The organism is Delftia sp. 60 (assembly GCF_002754395.1).
GTDB lineage: Bacteria > Pseudomonadota > Gammaproteobacteria > Burkholderiales > Burkholderiaceae_C > Comamonas > Comamonas acidovorans.
Window position 1 is genome coordinate 5,741,591 of record NZ_PEFD01000001.1, and the last position, 22,981, is coordinate 5,764,571.

General features: G+C 65.9%; 17 protein-coding genes. 6 read left to right on the top strand and 11 right to left on the bottom strand.

From position 1 onward, the window contains the following. Positions 1-45: 45 nt before the first annotated feature. The 9 genes from CLV01_RS25870 to CLV01_RS25910 form a co-directional block, all read right to left on the bottom strand. A complete protein-coding gene (locus CLV01_RS25870; protein ID WP_257221516.1) occupies positions 46-1,806 on the bottom strand; it encodes a DUF7933 domain-containing protein in 1,761 nt (586 codons plus the stop codon). Positions 1,807-2,240: 434 nt separating this feature from the next. Next, positions 2,241-3,689, bottom strand: coding sequence for a sodium:solute symporter family protein (locus CLV01_RS25875; protein WP_099732900.1), 1,449 nt, complete (start codon positions 3,687-3,689; stop codon positions 2,241-2,243). 58 nt (positions 3,690-3,747) lie between these two features. Then, a complete protein-coding gene (gene ubiB / locus CLV01_RS25880) occupies positions 3,748-5,313 on the bottom strand; it encodes a ubiquinone biosynthesis regulatory protein kinase UbiB (RefSeq protein WP_013800840.1) in 1,566 nt (521 codons plus the stop codon). After that, positions 5,310-5,948, bottom strand: coding sequence for a ubiquinone biosynthesis accessory factor UbiJ (locus CLV01_RS25885; RefSeq protein WP_065345757.1), 639 nt, complete (start codon positions 5,946-5,948; stop codon positions 5,310-5,312). Before CLV01_RS25885 ends, ubiB begins: the two co-directional genes overlap by 4 nt. Before the next feature lie 121 nt (positions 5,949-6,069). After that, positions 6,070-7,086, bottom strand: a complete 1,017-nt coding sequence (locus CLV01_RS25890) for a Tim44 domain-containing protein (protein WP_012207258.1) — start codon at positions 7,084-7,086, stop codon at positions 6,070-6,072. 53 nt (positions 7,087-7,139) lie between these two features. Continuing rightward, a complete protein-coding gene (gene ubiE / locus CLV01_RS25895; RefSeq protein ID WP_088163872.1) occupies positions 7,140-7,871 on the bottom strand; it encodes a bifunctional demethylmenaquinone methyltransferase/2-methoxy-6-polyprenyl-1,4-benzoquinol methylase UbiE in 732 nt (243 codons plus the stop codon). A gap of 227 nt (positions 7,872-8,098) precedes the next feature. After that, positions 8,099-8,521, bottom strand: coding sequence for a gamma-butyrobetaine hydroxylase-like domain-containing protein (locus tag CLV01_RS25900; RefSeq protein ID WP_013800837.1), 423 nt, complete (start codon positions 8,519-8,521; stop codon positions 8,099-8,101). 10 nt (positions 8,522-8,531) lie between these two features. Then, positions 8,532-8,987: an HIT family protein gene (locus CLV01_RS25905; protein WP_099732899.1), complete on the bottom strand. Its 456-nt coding sequence runs from the start codon at positions 8,985-8,987 to the stop codon at positions 8,532-8,534. Then, positions 8,987-12,901, bottom strand: a complete 3,915-nt coding sequence (locus tag CLV01_RS25910; protein ID WP_099732898.1) for a DUF3683 domain-containing protein — start codon at positions 12,899-12,901, stop codon at positions 8,987-8,989. The genes CLV01_RS25905 and CLV01_RS25910 overlap by 1 nt, the downstream gene beginning before the upstream one ends. A gap of 420 nt (positions 12,902-13,321) precedes the next feature. On the opposite strand from CLV01_RS25910, the gene ugpB reads away from it, so the two are divergent. The 6 genes from ugpB (at position 13,322) to CLV01_RS25940 (ending at position 21,017) form a co-directional block, all read left to right on the top strand. Continuing rightward, entirely contained in the window at positions 13,322-14,626 is a 1,305-nt protein-coding gene (gene ugpB, locus CLV01_RS25915) for a sn-glycerol-3-phosphate ABC transporter substrate-binding protein UgpB (RefSeq protein ID WP_013800834.1), read from the top strand. A 123-nt stretch (positions 14,627-14,749) separates the two neighbouring features. Then, entirely contained in the window at positions 14,750-15,631 is an 882-nt protein-coding gene (gene ugpA / locus CLV01_RS25920; protein WP_012207264.1) for a sn-glycerol-3-phosphate ABC transporter permease UgpA, read from the top strand. A 2-nt stretch (positions 15,632-15,633) separates the two neighbouring features. Further along, the gene (ugpE, locus tag CLV01_RS25925; protein WP_012207265.1) at positions 15,634-16,482 is read left to right on the top strand and encodes a sn-glycerol-3-phosphate ABC transporter permease UgpE; all 849 of its coding nucleotides are present in this window, start codon (positions 15,634-15,636) and stop codon (positions 16,480-16,482) included. An 89-nt stretch (positions 16,483-16,571) separates the two neighbouring features. After that, positions 16,572-17,582 (top strand): sn-glycerol-3-phosphate ABC transporter ATP-binding protein UgpC, encoded by a 1,011-nt coding sequence (gene ugpC, locus CLV01_RS25930; protein ID WP_034396898.1) that lies wholly within the window; start codon positions 16,572-16,574, stop codon positions 17,580-17,582. Between the two features lie 90 nt (positions 17,583-17,672). Beyond that, positions 17,673-18,437, top strand: coding sequence for a glycerophosphodiester phosphodiesterase (gene ugpQ, locus CLV01_RS25935; protein ID WP_012207267.1), 765 nt, complete (start codon positions 17,673-17,675; stop codon positions 18,435-18,437). Between the two features lie 153 nt (positions 18,438-18,590). Further along, the gene (locus CLV01_RS25940; protein ID WP_099732897.1) at positions 18,591-21,017 is read left to right on the top strand and encodes a DUF3772 domain-containing protein; all 2,427 of its coding nucleotides are present in this window, start codon (positions 18,591-18,593) and stop codon (positions 21,015-21,017) included. Here CLV01_RS25940 and CLV01_RS25945 read toward each other — a convergent pair. Both CLV01_RS25945 and CLV01_RS25950 read right to left on the bottom strand, forming a co-directional pair. Beyond that, complete coding sequence (locus tag CLV01_RS25945) at positions 21,014-21,919, bottom strand: N-formylglutamate amidohydrolase (RefSeq protein WP_099732896.1); 906 nt, start codon at positions 21,917-21,919, stop codon at positions 21,014-21,016. The genes CLV01_RS25940 and CLV01_RS25945 overlap by 4 nt on opposite strands. Further along, positions 21,919-22,911 carry a tripartite tricarboxylate transporter substrate binding protein BugE gene (locus tag CLV01_RS25950; RefSeq protein WP_099732895.1) on the bottom strand — a complete coding sequence of 331 codons (993 nt, stop codon included), beginning with the start codon at positions 22,909-22,911 and terminating at the stop codon, positions 21,919-21,921. Before CLV01_RS25950 ends, CLV01_RS25945 begins: the two co-directional genes overlap by 1 nt. Positions 22,912-22,981 lie beyond the last annotated feature (70 nt).

The window sequence follows — 22,981 nt, forward strand, 5'->3', positions numbered from 1 at the left end:
AGGGCGGTGCCGGCCCCGCTGCCGGGGCGCCTGCCGCGTCCATGTTCAGCGCCGTGCCCGGCGCCGCTGCATCCCCATACCGGCCAGCATGACGGCAAGGCCCATCAGCACCAGGGCGGGCACCCCGGTGGCGGGGACCGGCTCCGGCGTCAATGCGGCAGCAACCACCAACTCCTGGTCACGCGAATTGTTGGCCGGCTCCGGGTCCGTGGTTCCACTGACCGCCGTCACCGTGGCCGTCAGGCTGCCCTGCGTGGTGGGAGTGAAGCTCACCGTGCAGGAAATGCTTGCGCCAGAGGCCAGCGGTGTGCCTGTCGGCACCGCAGGCGTGCATGAGGTGCTGGCACCTGCCGGCAGCCCTGCGATGGAGCAATTGGCAAAGGCCGCCGCATTGGGGCCGGCATTCGTGCAGACGAACGATCCCTTCACGGGAACACCCACGTTGGCGGTGGCCGGCAGCGTGACGCTGGTGGCCTGCATATCGGCCCGCTCCACGGGGTTGAAGGGGTGGGCCTTGGTGTTGTTGGCCGGCACCGGATCCACCGTGCTGCTGCTCGCCGTCACCAAGGCCGCGATGGTGCCCGTTGTGGTGGGCGTGAACTGCACTGTGCAGGCGATGCTGCCGCCCGATGCCAATGGCGAGGCCGTGGGCACGCTGGGTGTGCAGGACGTGGTCGCCCCGGCGGGCAGGCCGGAGATCACGCACGAGGCCGCCGTGGCCGCACTGGGGCCGGCATTGGTGCAGCTGAAACTGCCGGACACCGGCGCGCCCACCGTCATGGTCAGGGGAAGCGTGATGGAGGTGGCCTGCATGTCGGCCGCTGGCGCAACCGCCAGCACGACCAGGGTGGCCGGCTGGTTCAGGCCGATCAGGGAGAGGTTGGAAGGACCGTTGGTGAAGCTGCCTGCCGCGGTCGGGCGCACGTCGAGGCTCACCTCGCAGAAGGCGGCGCCCTGGGCCAGGTCTCCGTTGGACACGGTCACGGTGCTGCCGCCTGCTGCCGCCTGCACGGTCGTGCCGGGGCAGGTGGTGCTGGCATTGCCCTCGACGACCAGTCCTGCAGGCAGGTTGTCGGTAAACGACCAGCCTCGCTTGCGCAGCAGATCGGTCGTATTGGTGATGGTCATGGTCAGCTGGGAGACCTGGCCGAGTTGGATGCTGGCAGGCGAGAAGGCCTTGTCCAGCTGCGGCGTGACATCGATGATCTGCGCGTTGTCGATCGACGAATCGTTGCCCATGGAGCTGGTCTGGTCGTTGTGCAGAACAAACCCGACAGAGGCTCCGCTGAAGAGCAGGGCTCCGGGAGAGGTCACTGTCTGGGCCCTGGCCGTTTGTATGATCCCAATACCGATAGGCATCGTATTGAACGACACACCATCCACGCATGGATCGACAGCGTTCATGGAGATGGGCAGTTCCGCATTAGCGTCATTGACAAGAGAAAAACGCAGCAACGGAGCGACGAATCCTGACGAGCAGAAGTTCGCCACCACATCGGCACGGGCCGTGAGGAATCTGCTGCCGGAACTTTGCGGAATATTGGCCTTGGTGCGAAAGGCAGTTGCGCCAGCAGGAAAGGTCCCATTCGCTGTAAGCATCGCCATGACGTGATTTTTGACCGCATCCGCCGCACTCTGGCCCTGATAGCGCCCTGCGACCTCCGCCATCTGCTGCAGGGCGTTCCAATTGCCTTGGGAACCGCAGGCCGCACTCATCGTCGCCGAAGTTGGATCCTGGTTGAAGGACGTGACTATGCCATTGCACTGGTTGGCGCTCATCCGGTACAGGGGGTCGGCGGTATACATCTGCCCCGCAGGGTCCGCGCCCTGGTAGACCAGCAGATCCCGCCCCTCCGTGGTGATGGGGGTGTCTGCGGGTTTTCGAAGTCCTCGCTCCAGACAATGACCGGCGCGACCGGGATCCTCGGCGCAGCCATTGCCACCTGGCCGCACAGGGCTGGCACAAGCAAGGCGCCTCCAAGCCAACTCCATCGGAACCGGACGCCAGCGACAGGCCGCAGCTTCAGCCGGCGAGCCCTCGCAATCAGTTTGAGTGTTTTCATGACGGTGCTTCCTCCCAAGCGTTTGCTATTCGGAGGTCCGCCGTACTGTCACGACCTGTGCTTCACACCACCCAAGTCAGCATTCCGGGACCTCCACAATCCCAGCCGCCGACTATATAGTTAATAACTATTGATGACTGTCATCAATTGTTTTCGCAAATAACGAGGCAGCTGCGCTTACCTTTCGGGGCTGAATTCAAGAATGTCTGCGCTGCGATTGGCCAGCCACTGCGGTGCCAGTGACCCGGCCACCATCCCCGTCACAGCCGCCAGCAGGCCCGCCAATTGCTGCGGAAATGCCTCGTGCAAAGCAGGAGTGGTCATGAAGACCACCCACACGCCAATGCCCAGTGCCACGGCGCAAATGGCGCCCTGCGTGGTGGCGCGCTTCCAGTACAGCCCGAAGACCAGCGGCACGAAGGCGCCGACCAGCGGCACCTGGTAGGCGCTGGAGACCAGCTCATAGATGGGCGTTCCTTCCATCTTGATCGAGTAGGCCAGCACGCAGATGCTGAAGACGAGCACGCTGATGCGCATGGCCAGCAGCATTTCCCGGTCGCTGGCCTGGGTGCGGAACTGGCGCCAGATGTTCTCGGTGAAGGTCACGCTGGGCGCCAGCAACGTGGCCGAGGCACAGGACTTGATGGCCGACAGCAGCGCGCCGAAGAACAGCACCTGCATGACGAAGGGCATCTTGTCCATGACCAGGGTGGGCAGCACCTTCTGCGGGTCCTGCTTGAGCAACTCCGCTGCCTCCTGCGGCATGATGATCAGCGCGCTGGCCACGAGGAACATGGGTACGAAGGCGAAGCAGATATAGGCCGAGCCACCGATGACGGTGCCGCGCGTGGCGGCCTTCTCGCTGTGGGCCGACATCACGCGCTGGAACACGTCCTGCTGGGGAATGGAGCCCAGCATCATGGTGATGGCCGCGCCAAAGAAGAAGAGGATTTCATGCCAGCTGGGCTCGGGCCAGAACTGGAACAGATCGCGGCTCACGGCCAGGTCGATGACCTTGCCGGCACCGCCAGCCATGTCGCTGGCAAACCAGGCCAGCACCACCAGGCCGACGACCAGGATGATCATCTGCAGGAAGTCCGTCACCGCCACCGACCACATGCCGCCGAACAGCGTATAGGCCAGGATGGACACCACGCCGATGGCCATGCCCACGGGAATGCTGACCGTGCCGCCCGACAGCAGGTTGAACACCAGGCCCAGGGCCGTGACCTGGGCCGAGACCCAGCCCAGGTAGCTGAGCATGATGATCAGCGAGCAGACGATCTCGATGGACCGGCCATAGCGGTGGCGGTAGTAGTCGCTGATGGTCAGCAGCGTCATGCGGTACAGCTTGCCCGCGAAGAACAGGCCCACCAGGATCAGGCACATGCCCGCGCCGAACGGGTCTTCGACCACGCCGCGCAGGCCGCCCTCGATGAACTTGGCGGGCACGCCGAGCACGATCTCCGAGCCGAACCACGTGGCAAACGTGGTGGTGATGATCATGTACATGGGCAGATGGCGCCCGGCAATTGCGAAGTCGGCCGTGTTCTTGACCCGCCTGGCCGCCAACAGGCCAATGGCGATGGTCACGAACAGGTAGGCGATCACCATAGAGAGCAGCACGCTGGCACTCCTGTTTCAAAGTGGGAAAAGGGAGAGGTCCGGAAACCCGTCAGTGTTCTCAGTACCAGCGCAGCCGCACCACCAGTTGCAACAGGATCAGCGCGATGACAAAGCCGATGCCGGCGCTGACGATGGCCTGCAAAAGGCGGTTGGTGAGCTTTTGCTGCTGCAGCAGCTCCTTGAGCAGTTCGTCGTGCTCGCCGGAGTTGCGCGTGAGCCGGCGATGGATCAGGCGCGGCAGCTCGGGAATGAGCTTGGCATAGCGCGGCGCCTCGGCCAGCAGCTCGCGCCACAGCCGTTGCGGGCCCATCTGGTCCAGCATCCATTTTTCGAGGAAGGGCTTGGCCGTGCTCCACAGGTCCAGGTTGGGGTCCAGTTGGCGCCCCAGGCCTTCGATGTTGAGCAGCGTCTTTTGCAGCAGCACCAGTTGCGGCTGGATCTCGACTTGAAAGCGGCGCGAGGTCTGGAACAGGCGCATCAGCACCATGCCCAGCGAAATCTCGGCCAGCGGACGGTCGAAGTACGGCTCGCAGACGGCGCGGATGGCGGCCTCCAGCTCGTCCACGCGCGTGCTCGGCGGCACCCAGCCGCTTTCGATGTGCAGCTCGGCCACGCGCTTGTAGTCACGGCGGAAGAACGCCGTGAAGTTCTGCGCCAGGTATTCCTTGTCGTACTCGGTCAGCGTGCCGACGATGCCGAAGTCCAGCGAGATGTAGCGCCCGAAGGTCTCGGGCTCCAGGCTGACCATGATGTTGCCCGGGTGCATGTCGGCGTGAAAGAAGCCATCGCGAAAGACCTGGGTGAAGAAGATGGTCACGCCGTCGCGTGCCAGCTTGGGGATGTCCACGCCGGCTTCGCGCAGGCGCTCGACCTGGCTGATGGGCACGCCGGTCATGCGCTGCATGACCATCACGTCGTTGCGGCAGAAATCCCAGTACACCTCGGGGATCAGCACCAGGTCCAGCCCTTCCATGTTGCGGCGCAGCTGCGCGGCGTTGGAGGCTTCGCGGATCAGGTCCAGCTCGTCGTGCAGGTAGTTGTCGAATTCGGCGACGACCTGGCGGGGCTTGAGGCGCTTGCCGTCGGCCGACAGGCGCTCGACCCAGCGCGCCATCATGTGCATCAGCGCCAGGTCCTTGTCGATCACGGTCTTCATGCCCGGACGCAGCACCTTGACGGCCACGTCGCGCTGCACGCCGTTGCGGTCGCTGATCACGGCAAAGTGCACCTGGGCGATGGAGGCGCTGGCCACCGGCTCGCGCTCGAAGCTCACGAAGATCTGGTCCAGCTTCTTGCGGAAGGCGCGCTCGATGGTGTCCACCGCAATCTGCGAATCGAAGGGCGGCACGCGGTCCTGCAACCGGGCCAGCTCCTCGGCCACGTCGGGCGGCATCAGGTCGCTGCGTGTGGACAGCACCTGGCCGAACTTCACGAAGATGGGCCCCAGCTCCTCCAGGGCCTCGCGCAGGCGCTGGCCGCGCGGTTTGTCCAGCCGCCGGCCCAGCGTGAGCACCGCGCGTGCGCGGCGCATCCAGGGATGCTCGAAGCTCGACAGCACCAGCTCGTCGAGTCCGTAGCGGAACACCACCCAGAGGATGGTCAGCCCGCGAAGAAACCGGCTCATGGCTTGTCGTTCTCGAAACCGGGCAGGGATACCACGGGGGAACCAACGGGCGCGCTGGCGGGCGCTGCCGCACGTGCGGCCTCTGGGGCGGGGGCATCGGCATCGGGCTTGCCGGCCATGCGGGCGCCCACGAACTGGCGCAGCGCCTGGGCGGCGCTGCGCGCGACCTTGGCCACGGTGTGCGCGGGCGCATCGCCGATGATGCGGGCCAGGTCTTCCTCCACGTCCCATTCGACGTGGTCCACCAGCCAGTTGATGTCGGCGGCCAGTTGCACGTCGCCCTCGATGCGGATGGAGGGCTTGTCGCCGCGCAGGGCCACCTGGGCCAGGGCCAGCGGCGAGGTCTCGGTGACTTCAAGCAGCAGGTCGGGCTGCGCGCCTTCGGGCGCCACGTTGAACAGGCCGGCGGGCGTGATCTGCAGGGCCATGGAGTAGCCGCGCCACTGCACGCGCGCCACGCGGCCCTTTTGCCGCACGAGGCGCTCCATCGCCTCTTTCTCCTGCATCAGCACATGGTTGAGGAACAGCACGAGGCGCTGATGCACCTCGCTGACCAGCCATTGCGGCGGTTGCGGACCGGCCATCACGCGTTCCATGAGACCGTTCAGAAAAGAAAAAGGGGACTGTGTTGCCATAGTCCCCGATTATTCCCGAAGTGAGAGGATGCGGCCGACGCAAATCCGGTCGAGACAAGTGGCCAGCCCATGGCGTGACCCCTGTCGCATCCCTGGCTTGCGCCGGTCCTCTGCAAATTACTTACTGCAGTGCCTGGACGCCGGCGACCAGCCAGCCGCTGCTGCCGCTCTTGGGCTTGGTCATGTTCCAGACCTCGCGGAAGGGCGTGGGGCCTGCCGAGGCGTCCTCGCGGATCATTCCGGAGAATTCCACGCTGGCCATGTAGTCATTGCCCAGATCCTCGATGCCCAGCAGTTGGGCATCGATCATGACCACGTCAGTCTGGTTGGGCTGGCCAGGGCGCTGCACTTCGCGCTCGCTGAGCTGGCCACGGATCTCGGTCAGCATCTCGTCGGTCATCATGGCGCGCAGCGAAGCGATGTCCGAGCGGTCCCATGCCGATTGCAGGGTGACGAAGTTGCGCTTGGCAGCCGTCAGGAAGCCTTCGGTATCGAAGCCTTCAGGCACACCCCAGTTCTGCGAGCCTGCCAGGGCAGAGCCGATCTGCACGCCGGAACCCGAGGCTAGGGCGGCCGGCTGGTGGTTCTGCTCCCAGGGACGGGCCGAGGCGTCGTTGCCGACCTTCTCGGGGTTGTACTGGCGTGCCAGCGGTGCGCTGTCCACGTTGCCACCCATGTTGCCCGCGCCCGCAGGGGCCGCGTTCTGGAAGGCGAAGGGGCTGGACGATGCCTGCTGCGCGCCGGCCGCTGCACGGCGCGAGCGCATGACCATGCCCACCACGACCATGATGACCAGGGCCAGCAGGGCGATCAGCAGGAACTGGCCGAAGGCGGCGCCCAGACCCAGCGAGTGGGCCAGCCATGCCAGACCCAGGCCGGCGGCCAGGCCGCCGAGCATGGCGCCCCAGGGCTTCTTGGCCGGAGCGGCCGCAGGCGGCGTGGCAGGCTTGCCCGCAGCGTTCTGTGTGGCGGCGTTCTGCGGCGGCGTGTTCTGCGCCGGCGCGCGCGTAGCTTCACGCTGCGTCACATTGCTCGACTGCTTGCCCACCGATCCGCCACCGCCCATGCGCTTGGCGTCGGCCGTGCCGTGGACCACCACCAGCATCGCGACCAAGACCATAGACCATAGCTTTTTCATGTCATCTCCTCGAATAATCGTGTTGCCGTCACCTCACCGAACGCCTCGCGCGCTCAGCACTTGATTCCCACATGCAGGGCCGCAATGCCGCCCGTCATGTTGTGATAGTCCACATGGCCGAAGCCGCATTCCTGCATCAGGCGCTTGAGTTCCTCCTGGCCGGGGTGCATGCGGATGGACTCGGCCAGATAACGGTAGCTGGCGTCATCGCCCGCCACGAGCTTGCCCATGGCCGGAAGAATCTTGAAGGAGTACCAGTCGTAGGCTTTCTCCAGAGGCTTGGCCACCTTGGAGAACTCCAGCACCAGCAGCTTGCCGCCGGGGCGCAGGACACGGTTCATTTCCTTGAGCGCCGCATCCTTGTGGGTCATGTTGCGCAGGCCGAAGGCCACACTGACCAGATCGAAATGGTTGTCGGGAAACGGCAGGGCTTCTGCATCGCAGACCATGGTGGGCAGGATGACGCCCTTGTCGATCAGGCGGTCGCGGCCCACGCGCAGCATGGCTTCGTTGATATCGGTGTGCACCACCTGGCCGGTGGAGCCGACCTTCTTGGCGAAGGCCAGGGCCAGATCGCCCGTGCCACCCGCGATGTCCAGTGCCTTGTCGCCTTCCTTGAGGTTGGCCACCATCACCGTATAGGCCTTCCAGGCACGGTGCAGACCACCCGACATCAGGTCGTTCATGACGTCGTAGCGCGAAGCGACCGAGTCGAACACGCCGCGCACGCGGCTGGCCTTCTCGCGCTCGTCCACCGACTGGAATCCGAAATGTGTGGTGCTCATAACAACGATGCTAAGCAAGCAGTAGTAATGCGTACAGCGACAACCCCGTGTGGCCACGGGCTTTGCCGGGCAAGGGTTATCAAGAACAAACAGCTTGAAACGCCTTCAAACAAAGACTTTCAAGCTATTTTAAATATAGCACCACCCCCAATAACCCTGTGCCGTACAGAGGTCCGGAATGTGGTGCGAGGGGAACGGCGCCATACAGCGCGCACCCGTGCGCGGCGTCAGTGGCTGCCGCAGCCGTGTCCGCCGCCGCTGGCCTTGCCGGGCATGGGCGTGTCGCGGTCCATGCCGGACTCCTGCAGCCGGTCCAGGTACTGCGCCCAGAACTCGTCCTGGCGGCGGCCCAGTTCGTAGAGGTATTCCCAGGTGTACAGGCCGCTTTCATGCCCGTCGCTGAAGAAGGGCTTGATGGCGTAGTTGCCCACGGGCTCGATGGCCGTGATGGACACCTCGCGCTTGCCCGTCTGCAGCACTTCCTGGCCCGGGCCATGGCCCTGGACTTCGGCCGAGGGCGAGTACACGCGCAGCAGCTCGAAGGGGATGCGAAAGCTTGCGCCGTCGGAGTAGGCCACTTCCAGCACGCGCGATGCGCCGTGCACGGTCAGGGCTTCTGGGGTTGGGGTGTCAGGGGTCAGGCCGGCCATGCGGTGCTCCTCATTCAGTGGCGGGGTGCTGCTGCCAGGCATCGAGTGCCTGGACCAGCGCCGTGTCTATGGCTGGCAAGCGCGCTGCCACCTCGGCCTCGCGCTCGCCATTGCGCGGGCGCTGGGCCGGGGCCCAGACCGCGCCCGGGAAATGGCTGTCCCAGTCAAAGCGCGCAATCACATGCCAGTGCAGGTGCGGCACCATGTTGCCCAGCGCCGCCAGGTTGATCTTGGCCGGCGCAAGGCGCTCACGCAAGACGCGCTCGACCACGACCACGGCATCCATGCAGTGCTGGCGGTCGGCGGCGTCCAGGTCGGAGAACTCGGCCGCATGCGCATTCCAGACCACGCGGTAGAAGGCCGGAAAGCCCTCCTCCTGCGCGCGGATCACTCGCAGGCGCGGGCCGCGCCAGATGGGCACGCCGCCGTCTGTGGCGCACAGGGGGCAGGAAGCGGGAGCAGCCATCAGACCAGAACCCGTTCGATGCCGCCGGCGTTGGCGCGCTGAACATATTCAGCCATCCAGTTCTCGCCCAGGATCTGGCGCGCCATCTCGACCACGATGTAGTCGGCTTCCAGCAGGCCGTTGTTCATGTCGCCACCGTAGCGCGACAGGCCCTGCAGGCAGCTGGGGCAGCTGGTGAGGATCTTCACGTTGTCCTTCTCGGCCAGGGCGCCGCTGGCGCGCAGCGCGGCCTCGCCCTTCTTGAGTTCCTCTTCCTTGCGGAAGCGGATCTGCGTGGAGATGTCGGGGCGCGTGACGCCCAGCGTGCCCGATTCGCCGCAGCAGCGCTCACTCTTGACCACGCCCTCACCCACCAGCGCCTTGACGGTCTTCATCGGGTCCTGCAGCTTCATGGGCGAGTGGCAGGGGTCGTGGTAGAGGTAGCCCTCCTTGCCCTGCAGCGTCACGCCCTTTTCCAGCAGGTACTCGTGGATGTCGATGATGCGGCTGCCCGGGAAGATCTTGCCGAACTCGTAGCCCTGCAATTGGTCGTAGCAGGTGCCGCAGCTGACCACCACGGTCTTGATGTCCAGGTAATTGAGCGTGGTGGCGACGCGGTGGAAGAGCACGCGGTTGTCCGTGATCATCTTCTCGGCCTTGTCGAACTGGCCGCTGCCGCGCTGGGGATAGCCGCAGCACAGGTAGCCGGGTGGCAGCACGGTCTGCACGCCGGCATGCCAGAGCATGGCCTGGGTGGCCAGGCCCACCTGGCTGAACAGGCGCTCGGAGCCGCAGCCGGGGAAGTAGAACACCGCCTCGGTGTCCGCGCTCGTGGTCTGCGGGCTGCGGATGATGGGCACGTAGTCCTTGTCCTCGATGTCCAGCAGGGCGCGCGCCGTCTTGTTGGGCAGGCCGCCGGGCAGCTTCTTGTTGACGAAGTGGATCACCTGCTCCTTGAGGGGAGCACGCCCCACCGAGGCCGGCGGACGCTGGGTCTGCTTCTTGGCCAGGCTGTGCAGCACGTCGGAGGCCAGGCGCTGGGCCTTGAAGCCCACGCCGACCATGGCCGAGCGCATGAACTTGATGGTGTCCGGATTGGTGGCGTTGAGCATGGCCATGGCCAGCTTGTTGCCGGGCCGGAAGCTCTTCTTGTCCATCTTGCGCAGCAGGTTGCGCATGTTCATGGTCACGTCGCCGAAGTCGATCTTCACCGGGCAGGGGTTGAAGCACTTGTGGCAGACCGTGCAGTGGTCCGACACGTCCTCGAACTCCTGCCAGTGGCGCAGCGACACGCCGCGGCGCGTCTGCTCCTCGTAGAGGAAGGCCTCGACCAGCAGCGAGGTCGCCAGGATCTTGTTGCGCGGGCTGTACAGCAGGTTGGCGCGCGGCACGTGGGTGGCGCACACGGGCTTGCACTTGCCGCAGCGCAGGCAGTCCTTGACCGAGTCGGCGATGGCGCCGATGTCGCTCTGCTGCATGATCAGGGACTCGTGCCCCATCAGGCCGAAGCTGGGCGTGTAGGCGTTGGTCAGGTCGGCGAACATCAGCGATTCGCGCGGCGAGCGGCCGTCATGGCTCTGCCCCACCAGGGCCTGCAGCTTCTCGTTGCGGATCAGCTTGCCCTTGTTGAAGCGGCCTTCGGGGTCCACGCGCTGCTTGTAGGCGGCAAAGGGCGCCAGCTCGTCGTCGCTGAGGAATTCCAGCTTGGTGATGCCGATGCCGTGCTCGCCCGAGATCACGCCGTCCAGATGGCGCGCAAGCACCATGATGCGTGCCACGGCCTCATGGGCGGTCTGCAGCATCTCGTAGTCGTCGCTGTTGACCGGAATGTTGGTGTGCACGTTGCCGTCGCCAGCGTGCATGTGCAGCGCCACCCAGACACGGCCCTTGAGCACGCGCTGGTGGATGGCGTTGACTTCGGCCAGCAGAGGCTGGAAGGCCGCGCCCGCGAAGATCTGGGCCATGGGCGCCTTCAGCTGAGTCTTCCAGCTGGCGCGCAGCGTATGGTCCTGCAGCTGCGGGAAAAGGTTCTCGACATCGTCCAGCCAGCCCTGCCACAGCGTGCGCACGTCGGCCACCAGAGCCAGGGCCTGCTGCACGCGGTCCTCCAGCAGCTCGGCCGAGGGGATGTCGCCCGCATCGTCCTGCTTGCCCAGCGGCAGGTCGCCGTGCTGGAAGAAGTCCGTCAGCGCATCGCACAGCTTGAGCTTGTTGCGCAGCGACAGTTCGATGTTGATGCGCTCGATGCCGTCCGTGTACTCCCACATGCGGGGCAGCGGGATCACCACGTCTTCATTGATCTTGAAGGCGTTGGTGTGACGCGAGATGGCGGCCGTGCGCTTGCGGTCCAGCCAGAATTTCTTGCGCGCCTCGGCGCTGACGGCCGTGAAGCCTTCGCCGTTGCGCGAGTTGGCAATGCGCACCACCTCGGCGGCCACGCGGGCCACATCGTCGGCGTTGTCGCCGGCAATGTCGCCCAGCAGCACCATCTTGGGCAGATGGCCGTTGCCCTTCTTGCTCTTGGTGGCGTAGCCCACGGCCTTCAGGTAGCGGTCGTCCAGGTGTTCCAGGCCGGCCAGCAGCACGCCCGAGCGCTTTTGCTCGGCGAACATGAAGTCCTTGATCTCGACAATGCTGGGCACGGCGTCCTTGGCGTTGCCGAAGAACTCCATGCAGACCGTGCGCGTGTGCTCGGGCATGCGGTGCACCACCCAGCGCGCGCTGGTGATCAGGCCGTCGCAGCCTTCCTTCTGGATGCCCGGCAGGCCCGACAGGAACTTGTCAGTCACGTCCTTGCCCAGGCCTTCCTTGCGGAATTTCTGGCCGGGAATATCCAGGCGCTCGCTGCGGATGAGGGTCTTGCCGTCTGCCTCGAAGTACTGCAGCTCGAAACTGGCCATCTCGGCGTCATGGATCTTGCCGAGGTTGTGGCCCACGCGCGTGACTTCCAGCCACTGCGCATCGGGCGTGACCATGCGCCAGGACACCAGGTTGTCCAGCGCCGTGCCCCAGAGCACGGCCTTCTTGCCGCCCGCATTCATGGCGACGTTGCCGCCGATGCACGAGGCCTCGGCCGATGTGGGGTCCACGGCGAAGACGAAGCCCGCGCGCTCGGCCGCATCGGCCACGCGCTGCGTGACCACGCCGGCTTCGGTGAAGATGGTGGGCACCTCGTGGTCCACGCCGGGAATGCGGCGCATCTCCACCTCGGTCATGGCTTCGAGCTTTTCGGTGTTGATCACCACGCTGCGCCAGGTCAGGGGGATCGCACCGCCCGTGTAGCCCGTGCCGCCGCCGCGCGGAATGATGGTCAGGCGCAGCTCGATACAGGCGCGCACCAGGGCGGCCATCTCGGCTTCGGTATCGGGGGTGAGCACGACGAAGGGGTATTCGACGCGCCAGTCGGTGGCATCCGTCACATGGGCCACGCGCGACAGACCGTCGAACTTGATGTTGTCCTTGGCCGTGTGGCGGCCCAGGCTCTTTTGCACCCGGCGGCGCAGTTGCTCGGCCTCGACGAAGGTGGCGTTGAACTCATGCACGGCGCGGCGCGCTGCATCCACCAGCTGGCCCACCAGCGCATCGCGCACGGGGTCCTGCTGCGGAGCACGGCGCTTGTCGATCTCGCCCAGGCGGTGCTCCAGGGCCTCCACCAGCGACTTGCGGCGGTCGGGACTGTGCAGCAGGTCGTCCTGAAGGTAGGGATTGCGCTGAACGACCCAGATGTCCCCCAGCACCTCGTAGAGCATGCGGGCGGAGCGGCCCGTGCGCCGCTCCTGGCGCAGCTGGTTGAGCACATCCCACATGGACGTGCCCAGCAGGCGGATCACGATCTCGCGATCGGAAAACGAGGTGTAGTTGTAGGGAATCTCTCGCAGACGCGCAGGTTCGGCAGCCTGTGCCTGCAGGGCTGCCAACGCAATCGGTACATTCATGGGGTAGACCGTGTCTGGCGCTCTCGGGGCGCCGCTAAGCCAAGTGGGAGCGCAATTTTAAGCGAGCGCCCCGAGGATGCGCTTCCCACGGGGCTCTGGACGGCGCGCCGTCTCGGCCCGCGAAGCCTGCCCTCGCCAACGTGGCGGGATCTTGCGGAGCCCGATGAAGGTGCCTTATACAGAAAGAGCACAAACGAGCCAATACGAACAACCCGGCTTTTGAAACGAAATGGTATTGACCTAAAATAGCGCCGCTTCGCGTGTCATTTTTTGTCACACGACTGACATACGGGACCAGCGGCTCACCGGGTTTGGCCTGTAGTGCGGTACGAAGCATCCGAAAACAATGACACAGACATGTCATGCCCCTGCCTTACCGTGGCAGCGGTCTGAAACCGTCACCGAACTAGAGGAGTCCTCATGCAACTGAAGCAACTGGCCATGGCAGCCGCGATCGCGGCCACCACCATCTCGGCACAAGCCCAAACCGAAATCCAGTGGTGGCACTCGATGAGCGCAGCCCTGGGCGACTGGGTGAACGACCTGGCCAAGGAGTACAACGCCAGCCAGACCCAGTACAAGATCGTGCCGACGTACAAGGGCCAGTATGACGAGTCGATGACGGCCGCCATCGCCGCGTTCCGCGCCGGCAACGCGCCTGACATCCTGCAGGTCTTCGAAGTGGGCACGGCCACCATGATGGCCTCCAAGGGCGCCGTGGTGCCCGTCACCAAGATCATGAACGACGGCGGCTTCAAGTTCGACCAGGGCGAGTACATCTCCGCCGTGGCCGGCTACTACACCGCCCCCAACGGCCAGATGATGAGCTATCCGCTCAACAGCTCGACCACCATCTTCTACTACAACAAGGACGCCTTCAAGAAGGCAGGCCTGGACGAGAACAAGCCGCCCAAGACCTGGCCCGAAGTGTTCGCCGCCGCCGAAAAGCTCAAGGCCTCGGGCCACCGCTGCGCACTGACCACGAGCTGGATGAGCTGGACCCAGCTGGAAAGCTTCTCGCTGTGGCACAACACCCTGTACGCGACCAAGAACAACGGCTTTGACGGCACCGATGCCAAGCTGGTGTTCAACTCGCCGCTGCACGTCAAGCACTTCGAGAACCTGGCCAAGGCCGCCAAGGATGGCAGCTTCGTCTACAAGGGCCGCGGCAACGTGCCTGACGCAGCCTTCGCTTCCGGCGAGTGCGCGATGATCACCGGCTCCTCCGGCCTGTATGCCCGCGTGGTCAAGGAAGGCAAGTTCGCCTTCGGCCAGTCGCAACTGCCCTACTACGCCGATGTGAAGGGCGCGCCCCAGAACACGGCCATCGGCGGTGCCTCCCTGTGGGTGATGGCCGGCAAGAGCGCCGAACGCTACAAGGGCGTGGCTGACTTCTTCAACTTCCTGAACAACACCAAGATCCAGTCCGCCAGCCACCAGCGCACCGGCTACCTGCCCGTGACCACCGCTGCGTACAAGCTGACCGAGGCTTCGGGCTTCTACGAAAAGCATCCCGGCACCGACACCGCCGTGACGCAGATGATCCGCAAGACCACCGACAAGTCGCGCGGCATCCGCCTGGGCAACTTCGTTCAGATCCGCACCATCATCGATGAGGAAACCGAACAGATCTGGACTGGCAAGAAGACTCCCCAGCAAGCCCTGGACACCGCTGTCACCCGTGGCAACGAGCAACTGGGCCGCTTCGCCCGGGCCAACAAGTAATCCTCCCATGTGATCTGCGGTGTGGCCGCTGCGCAGGCAGCCCGCACCGTGCATCACAGGCCCGCAACCGGCGGCCCCACGGCCATCCGGTTTGCGGGCTGTTTTGTTCTACCGAGTTCCGTCATGGAAAAACGCGTTCTTTTTCGATCCGCCTGGCTGCCGTGGTTGCTGATAGCACCACAGATGGTCATCGTGCTGGTCTTCTTTTTCTGGCCTGCAGGCCAGGCCATCGTGCAGTCGTTCCAGGCGCAGGATACGTTTGGCTTCTCCACCGAATGGGTGGGGTTTGCCAACTTCCAGCACCTGCTGGATGACCCTGCCTACCTGGCCTCGTTCAAGACCACGGCCATCTTTTCCGTGCTGGTGGCGGTGTTCGGCATTGCGCTGTCGCTGATGCTGGCCATTTTTGCGGACCGCGTGATCAAGGGCGCGCTTGCCTACAAGACAGCTTTGCTGCTGCCCTATGCCGTTGCGCCCGCCGTGGCGGGTGTGCTGTGGGTGTTCATGTTCTCGCCGTCCATCGGCGTCGTGGCCTATGCGCTGCGCATGATCGGCTATGACTGGAACCACCTGCTGAACTCCGGCAACGCCATGACGCTGATCGTCATCGCCGCGATCTGGAAGCAGATTTCCTACAACTTCCTGTTCTTCCTTGCGGGCCTGCAGTCCATCCCCAAGTCGCTGATCGAGGCCGCCGCCATCGACGGCGCGGGCCCCATGCGCCGCTTCTGGGACATCCAGTTCCCGCTGCTGTCGCCCACCACGTTCTTCCTGCTGGTGATGAACGTGGTCTATGCCTTCTTCGACACCTTCGGCATCGTGGACGCCACGACCCAGGGCGGTCCGGGACAGGACACCTCCATCCTGGTCTACAAGGTCTATCACGACGGCTTCAAGGCCATGGACATGAGCGGCTCGGCTGCCCAATCCGTCGTGCTGATGGTGATCGTGGTTGCACTGACCGTGATCCAGTTCCGCTATGTCGAGAAGAAAGTGCAGTACTGATCATGGTTGAACGCAGTCCCCTTCTCTCCTTTTTCTCGCACCTGATCATGGTGCTGGGCGTGATCATCGTCGGCTTTCCGCTGTACCTGGCCTTCGTGGCCTCCACGCACACGCCGCAGGACATCATCCAGGTGCCCATGCCCCTGGTGCCCGGCAGCAACTTCTGGGAAACCTACAAGGCCGCGCTGTTCGGCGGCTCGGGCCCCGGCTCCAGCGCGCCCGTGGCACGCATGATGTGGATCAGCTTCGTCTCGGCCATGGTGATCACCGTGGGCAAGATCGCGATCTCGCTGCTGTCGGCCTTCGCGCTGGTGTACTTCCGCTTCCCGTTCAAGAAGATCTGCTTCTGGCTGATCTTCGTGACCCTGATGCTGCCGGTGGAAGTGCGCATCGGCCCCACCTACGAAGTCGTCTCCACGCTGGGCATGCTCAACAGCTACGCCGGCCTGACGATTCCGCTGATCGCCTCGGCCACGGCCACCTTCCTGTTCCGCCAGTTCTTCCTGACGGTGCCGGACGAGCTGGTGGAGGCCGCCCGCATCGACGGCGCAGGCCCCATGCGCTTCTTCAAGGATGTGCTGGTGCCGCTGTCCAAGACCTCGATCGCGGCGCTGTTCGTGATCCAGTTCATCTACGGCTGGAACCAGTACCTGTGGCCGCTGCTCGTGACCACCTCGGAAGACATGTACCCCGTGGTCATCGGCATCAAGCGCATGGTGGCCAGCGGCGATACCGGCAACGACTGGAACGTGGTGATGGCGACGGCCCTGCTGGCCATGCTGCCGCCCGCCGCCGTGGTGATCCTGATGCAGCGCTGGTTCGTCAAGGGCCTGGTGGACACCGAAAAGTAAACCGCCCGCCACCGCCCCAACCCACCGTATAGAACCCCGCAGAGCAAGCGCCAGCGCCCTTCGCTCTGCGACTCAACCAGAATCTTCGTATGGCATCCATTTCCTTTCGCAACCTGATCAAGCGCTACGGCCAGGGCCCGTCGGCCAACCAGGTACTGCACGGCGTCAACGCCGAAATCAAGGACGGCGAGTTCGTCGTCATCGTCGGCCCTTCGGGCTGCGGCAAGTCCACCCTGCTGCGCATGGTGGCGGGCCTGGAGGAGATCTCCGACGGCCAGCTGCTGATCGGCGACAAGGTGGTCAACGACGTGGAACCAGCCAAGCGCGACATCGCCATGGTGTTCCAGAACTATGCGCTGTACCCGCATATGTCGAACTACGAGAACATGGCCTACGGCCTGAAGATCGCCAAGGTGCCGCCCGAGGAGATCAAGCGCCGCGTGGACAAGGCCGCCAAGATCCTGGAGCTGTCCCACCTGCTGGACCGCAAGCCGCGCCAGCTGTCGGGCGGCCAGCGCCAGCGCGTGGCCATGGGCCGCGCCATCGTGCGCCAACCCAAGGTCTTTCTGTTCGACGAGCCGCTGTCCAACCTGGACGCCAAGCTGCGCGGCCAGACCCGCATCGAGATCCAGAAGCTGCACGCCGAGCTGGGCATCACCAGCCTGTTCGTGACCCACGACCAGGTCGAGGCCATGACCCTGGCCCAGCGCATGATCGTCATGAACGGCGGCGTGATGGAGCAGTTCGGCACGCCCGAAGAGGTCTACCACACGCCCGCCTCCACCTTCGTGGCCAGCTTCATCGGCTCGCCCCCGATGAACCTGCTCAAGAACGCGCCCGGCGGCACGGCCGGCCGCATCCTGGGCATCCGCCCCGAGCACCTGGTCGTCGTCAGCGAAGGCGGCTGGGAAATCAAGGTGGACACCGTTGAAATGCTGGGTGCCGAGCGCCTGGTCTATGGTTCGCTCAATGGCGAGACGATGACGGTGCGCATCGACGAAGGCGCGCCCTTCCCCAAGTCCGGCGAGACCATGCGCGTGCGTCCTTCCGAAGAGCGTCGCCTGCACTGGTTCGACGCAGAATCCGGAAAGCGGATCTGATCCCCTGAAGGCCGGCTCTCCGACCTTTTCCAAGAGAGCCCCAGAGGCTCTCTTTTTCCATCCAAGCTCCCTTCTTTTGACGGACTCGCTATGACCGAGAACCTGAAATCCTGGCCCTACCCCCTGTGGGTGGCCCACCGCGGCGCAGGCAAGCTGGCGCCCGAGAACACCATGGCCGCCTTCCGCCTGGGCGCCGCGCATGGCTATCGCATGTTCGAGTGCGATGCCAAGCTGTCTGCCGACGGCGTGCTGTTCCTGATGCACGACGCCACGCTGGAGCGCACCACCAACGGCCACGGCACGGGTGGCGACCTGTCCATGGGCGAGATCGCCCAGTTGGACGCCGGCAGCTGGCACTCGCGCGCCTTTGCGGGCGAGGCCCTGCCCACGCTGGAAGCCCTGGCGCGCTGGTGCCTGGCCAACCACTTCTTCCTGAACGTGGAGATCAAGCCCACGCCCGGCCAGGAAGAGGCCACGGGCCGCGCCACGGGCGAGCTGATGAACCGCATCTGGCCCAGGGACCGCATCCAGCCGCTGTTCACTTCGTTCAAGACCGATGCGCTCAAGGGCGCACGCGACACGGCACCGCACATTCCGCGGGGCCTGCTGGTGGACAAGCTGGCCGATGCCACGGGCGACGCCGACCTGCGCACCGCGCTGGACCTGGGCTGCGCGGCTATGGTGCTCAACCATGCGCTGTGGGATGCCGCTCTGGTCGCCAAGGTGCATGGCGCGGGCCTGCGCTGCAGCAGCTATACGGTCAACGATGAGTGGGCCGCGCAGCGCCTGATCGACCTGGGCACGGACGGCGTCATCACCGACCGTGTCGATATGTTCAGTCCCGCATCGCGCTGAGACGGCTGCCGGCTGGCGGGGCCGGACCTTTGGAAACAACCGTCGCGGCGGCCCGCCGCACAATGTGCGTCCATGACACCGCCCCGCCCGTGCCCTCTCCCGCTGCGCCCTACGTGGGCGCAGGCCTTGCGCCAATGCCTGGCCACTGGCCTGATGGTCCTGGCCATGCTGGTCCTCACTGCGCCCGCTCCGGCCCATGCGCAGGACCGCACGGCAGCGGCGGCCACGGCGGCGCCCGACGGCAGGCCCGCCCTGCCCAGCGTGGACGATCTGCGCAAGCAGCTGGACGCCATTCCCCGCAAGCTGGCCGAGGACGATGACGGCCGCAAGCTGCTGGACGAGGCTGCGGCCATAGGCACGGCGGCCGACCAGGTCGCAGCCCGCCGCACAGAGGAACTGGCCGACATCGATTCGCGCCTGGCCGGCCTGGGCCCCGCGCCCGAAAAAGGCGCCCCTGCCGATGCGCCCGATGTGGCCGAGCAGCGCGCCAGCCTGGCCAGGCAGCGCAGTGCCGTGGATTCCGAACTCAAACTCGCGCGGCTGGTGTCGGTCGATGCCGACCAGCGCGGCAACGAGCTGATACGCCAGCGCCGCGAACAATTCCAGGCCGCACTGACGGCCCGCACCGACTCGCCGCTGGGCCGGCCCTTCTGGCGCAACCTGCGCGCTGCCGCGCCTTTGGACGCGGCGCGCCTGCAGGGCCTGGGGCGCGAGCTGCGACAGGCCGTCGCCTCCACCTTGGCGTCCGATCGCCGGGGCGGCTTCATCGCCAGCCTGGCCGCCGCCTTGCTGATCGCCCTGCTCGGCCCCTGGCTGGCCGAGCGTCTGCTGGTGCGCGCCGCGCCCGCGCGCCTGCCCAGCGGCCGCCTGCGCCGCTCGTTGCGCGCGGCGGCCACCGTGCTGATCAACACGCTGCTGATCGGCCTGGCAGCGCAACTGGCCTGGAGCGTGCTCAAGGCCGGCGATGGCTTCAGCGAATCGCTGGACGCGCTGGCCAAGGCCAGTGTGCAGGTCACGCTGTTCGGCGCCTTCGTGGTGTCGCTGGGCCAGACCCTGCTGTCGCGCAGGCGCAGTTCCTGGCGCCTGCCCGGCGTGTCGGACGAGCTGGCCGAGCGGCTCAGCCCCTATCCCTGGTGGATTGCCGCCGGAGCCGCGCTCAACGGCCTGGTGACCGAAGTCAACGCCATCATCGGCGCCAGCCTGGCCGCCGAGGTCACGGTGCACGCCCTGTCGGCCCTGCTGATTTCGGCCGTGGTCATGCTGGCCCTGCGGCATCTGCGCGCGCCGGCGCCAGTGGCGCAGGAAGACGGCGCCCAGGCAGAGCCTGCGCCGCCCCGGCCCTTGTGGGTGGGCCTGCTCGTGGCCTGCGCGGCGGTGGCCAGCATTGCCACCATTGCGCTGGCCGTGACCGGCTACGTGGCGCTGGCCGGAACGCTGGCGCGCCAGATGGTGTGGACCGGCGTGGTCTTTGCCACCACCTACCTGCTGTTCCAGCTGGGCGACGATCTGTGCGAGGCCCTGCTGTCGTCCAAGGGCAGCTTCGGCACCCGGCTGAACCAGAGCCTGGGTATCGAGGGCCGGCTGCTGGACCAGGCCTCGGTCCTGGTCTCGGGCCTGCTGCGCGTGGCCCTGTTGTTCTACATGGTGATCGCCCTGCTGGCCCCGCTGGGCACGGGGCCGGACGAAGTGTTTCGCCGCGGCAGCACGGTGAACCACAGCCTCAAGGTGGGTGACTTCACCATGGCGCCGCAGGCCCTGTTCACCGCATTCGCCGTGATCGTCACGGGCCTGATCGTGATCCGCGTGATCAAGCGCTGGCTGACGGACCGCTACTTCCCCAACACCTCGCTGGAGCCGGGCATGCGCAGCTCCATCACCACGCTGCTGGGCTATGTGGGCGGCATCTTCGTGGTGGCCGTGGCGCTGGCGGGGCTGGGCATCAGCGTGGAGCGCATTGCCTGGGTGGCCAGCGCGCTGTCGGTGGGCATTGGCTTTGGCCTGCAGGCCATCGTGCAGAACTTCATCTCGGGCCTGATCCTGCTGGCCGAGCGGCCCGTGAAAGTGGGCGACTGGGTGGTGCTGGGCGATACCGAGGGCGACGTGCGCCGCGTCAACGTGCGCGCCACCGAGATCCAGCTGGGCGACCGCTCCACCGTCATCGTGCCCAACTCGGAATTCATCACCAAGACCGTGCGCAACATGACGCTGGCCGGCGCGCCCGGGCGCGTGCTGCTGCGCCTGCCCGCACCGCTGGACACCGATGCCGAACGCATGCGCACCCTGATATTGGAAGCCTTTCGCACGCATGAAGGCATCCTGGACACGCCCGAGCCTGTGGTGCAGCTCGAAGGCATTGCCAACGGCACGCTGACCTTCCTGGCCATCGGCTACGTGGGCAACCCGCGCAATGCGGGCGGGGTGCGCAGCGATGTGCTGTTCAGCATCCTTGCCTCGCTCAAGGGCGCGGGCCTGTACCTGTCGCCACCGGCCACCACCTCGGTGGCGGCGCCGGTGGTGACAGGCATGCCGGGCACACCGGGCACGCCGCCCCTGCCCGGCGACCCCGCCAGCCCGGCCTAGCCTCGCCCGGCCATTTCAGCGCGCACATGCGCCGCGACCACGGCCATCAGCTCACGCAGATGGCCGCGCAGCGGCTCGAAGCCCGCGTTGGGCTCGCGCGTGTCCTCGTCCATGTAGACCGGCCGGCGGATCTCGATCTGCAGGCTGTGCCGGCCCAGGTGCGGCTGGCCTATGCGGCCGATCAGCTCCACGCCCTTGTAGGGCTCGTTGTAGGCCACGCTGTAGCCAAAGCCCGCCAGCGTCTCGCCCACCAGCTGGATGAACTCGGGCGCGCAGGTCGTGCCGTCGCGGTCGCCCAGCACGAAGTCGGCCAGTGGCGGCGCATCGGTGCGGCCCAGGCGCTTGTAGACATCGTTGGGCATGGAGTGCAGGTTCAGGTGCCAGACGCCGCCAAAGCGTTGCACGCTGTCATCAATGGCCTGCGCCAGCGCCGCATGGTAGGGACGCCAGTAGCGCGCGATGCGGTGCTCCACCTCGGCCACCGTGCGCGGGCGTTCATACAGCGGCGTGGCCACGCCGTCGCGGCTGATGCGCTGCCAGATCAGGCCCAGGCCCTGGCGGGTCTTGACGCTGGGCGCCAGGGGCACGGGCCACTGGCCGTCGATCTGGGCGGGGTCCAGGTCGGCCTCGCTGCGGTTGGGGTCGATGTAGGTGCGCGGAAAGGTGGCCTCGATCAGCGTTGCGCCATGCGCGGGCCACCGGTCCCAGAGCGCGGCCACATGCGTGTCCTCGCCACGGCGCAGCAGGGACATGGGCACGGCATGGCCGAAATCCTCGGGATAGGACGTGCCGCTGTGCGGCGAGTCGCAGACGATGGGCAGCACCTCGCCGGTGGCGGGATGCACCACGACCGGGGTGTCCGGCCGGGGGCGCAGGAAATCGGTCTGTGCCATGCGGTCCATCAGTCGAGCTTGATGTTGGCGCGCTTGGCCACGGCCGTGTAGCGCTCGATGGCAGCCTTGATCTGCTTGGCAAATTCCTCGGGCGTGTTGCCCATGGACTCGCCCGAGATGGATTTTTGCTTTTCCAGGTAGTCAGGCATGGCCATGGCCTTGTGCGCAGCCGCATTGAGCTTGTCGATGATGGGGCGCGGCGTGCCGGCAGGTGCGACCAGGCCGAACCAGCCGCCATCACCCATCTGCGGGAAGCCCAGCTCGGTGTAGGTGGGCACGTCGGGCAGCACGTCGACGCGCTTGAAGGCCAGCACGGCCAGCGGGCGCAGCTTGCCGTCCTTGATGTGGGGCAGCGTGGAGGGCAGGTTGTCCGTCATGGCATTGACCTGGCCGCCCAGCGCGTCGGTGATGGCCTGGCCCGCGCCCTTGTAGGGGATGTGCAGCAGGTCGATACCGGCCAGGTTCATGAAATTCTCGATGTTGGCGTGGCCCAGGGAGCCTGTGCCCGGCGAGGCAAAGCTGTACTTGCCCGGGTTGGCCTTGGCCAGGGCGATGAACTCCTTCATGGTCTTGGCGGGCACGCTGGCGTTGATCACGAACACGCTGGGCACGGACATCACATTGGTGATGGGCGCGAAGTCCTTGATCGGGTCGTAGGGCAGCTTGCGGAAGATGGCCGGGTTGGAGCCATGCGTGCTCACCGTGGCCATGCCGATGGTGTAGCCATCGGCCGCAGCACGCGCAATTTCGGAGGCGCCAATGGAGCCGCCCGCCCCGCCCCGGTTGTCCACCACCACGGACTTGCCCAGGATCACGCTCATCTTCTCGGCCAGCAGACGCGCCACCATATCGGTGGAGCCGCCCGCGCCAAACGGCACGACCAGGCGGATCGGCCGGCTGGGATAGTCGGCAGCCGGGCCCTGGGCCCAGGCGACGGGAGCCAAAAGAGCAGTGGCGGCGCAGGCGGCCAGGCTGGACAACAGGGTGCGGCGCATTGCCATGGTGTGTTTCCTCTCGTGATGGATGAAAGAGCGGCCTGCTGCAGGGCAGGGCTTCGCGGAACAGGCGCCG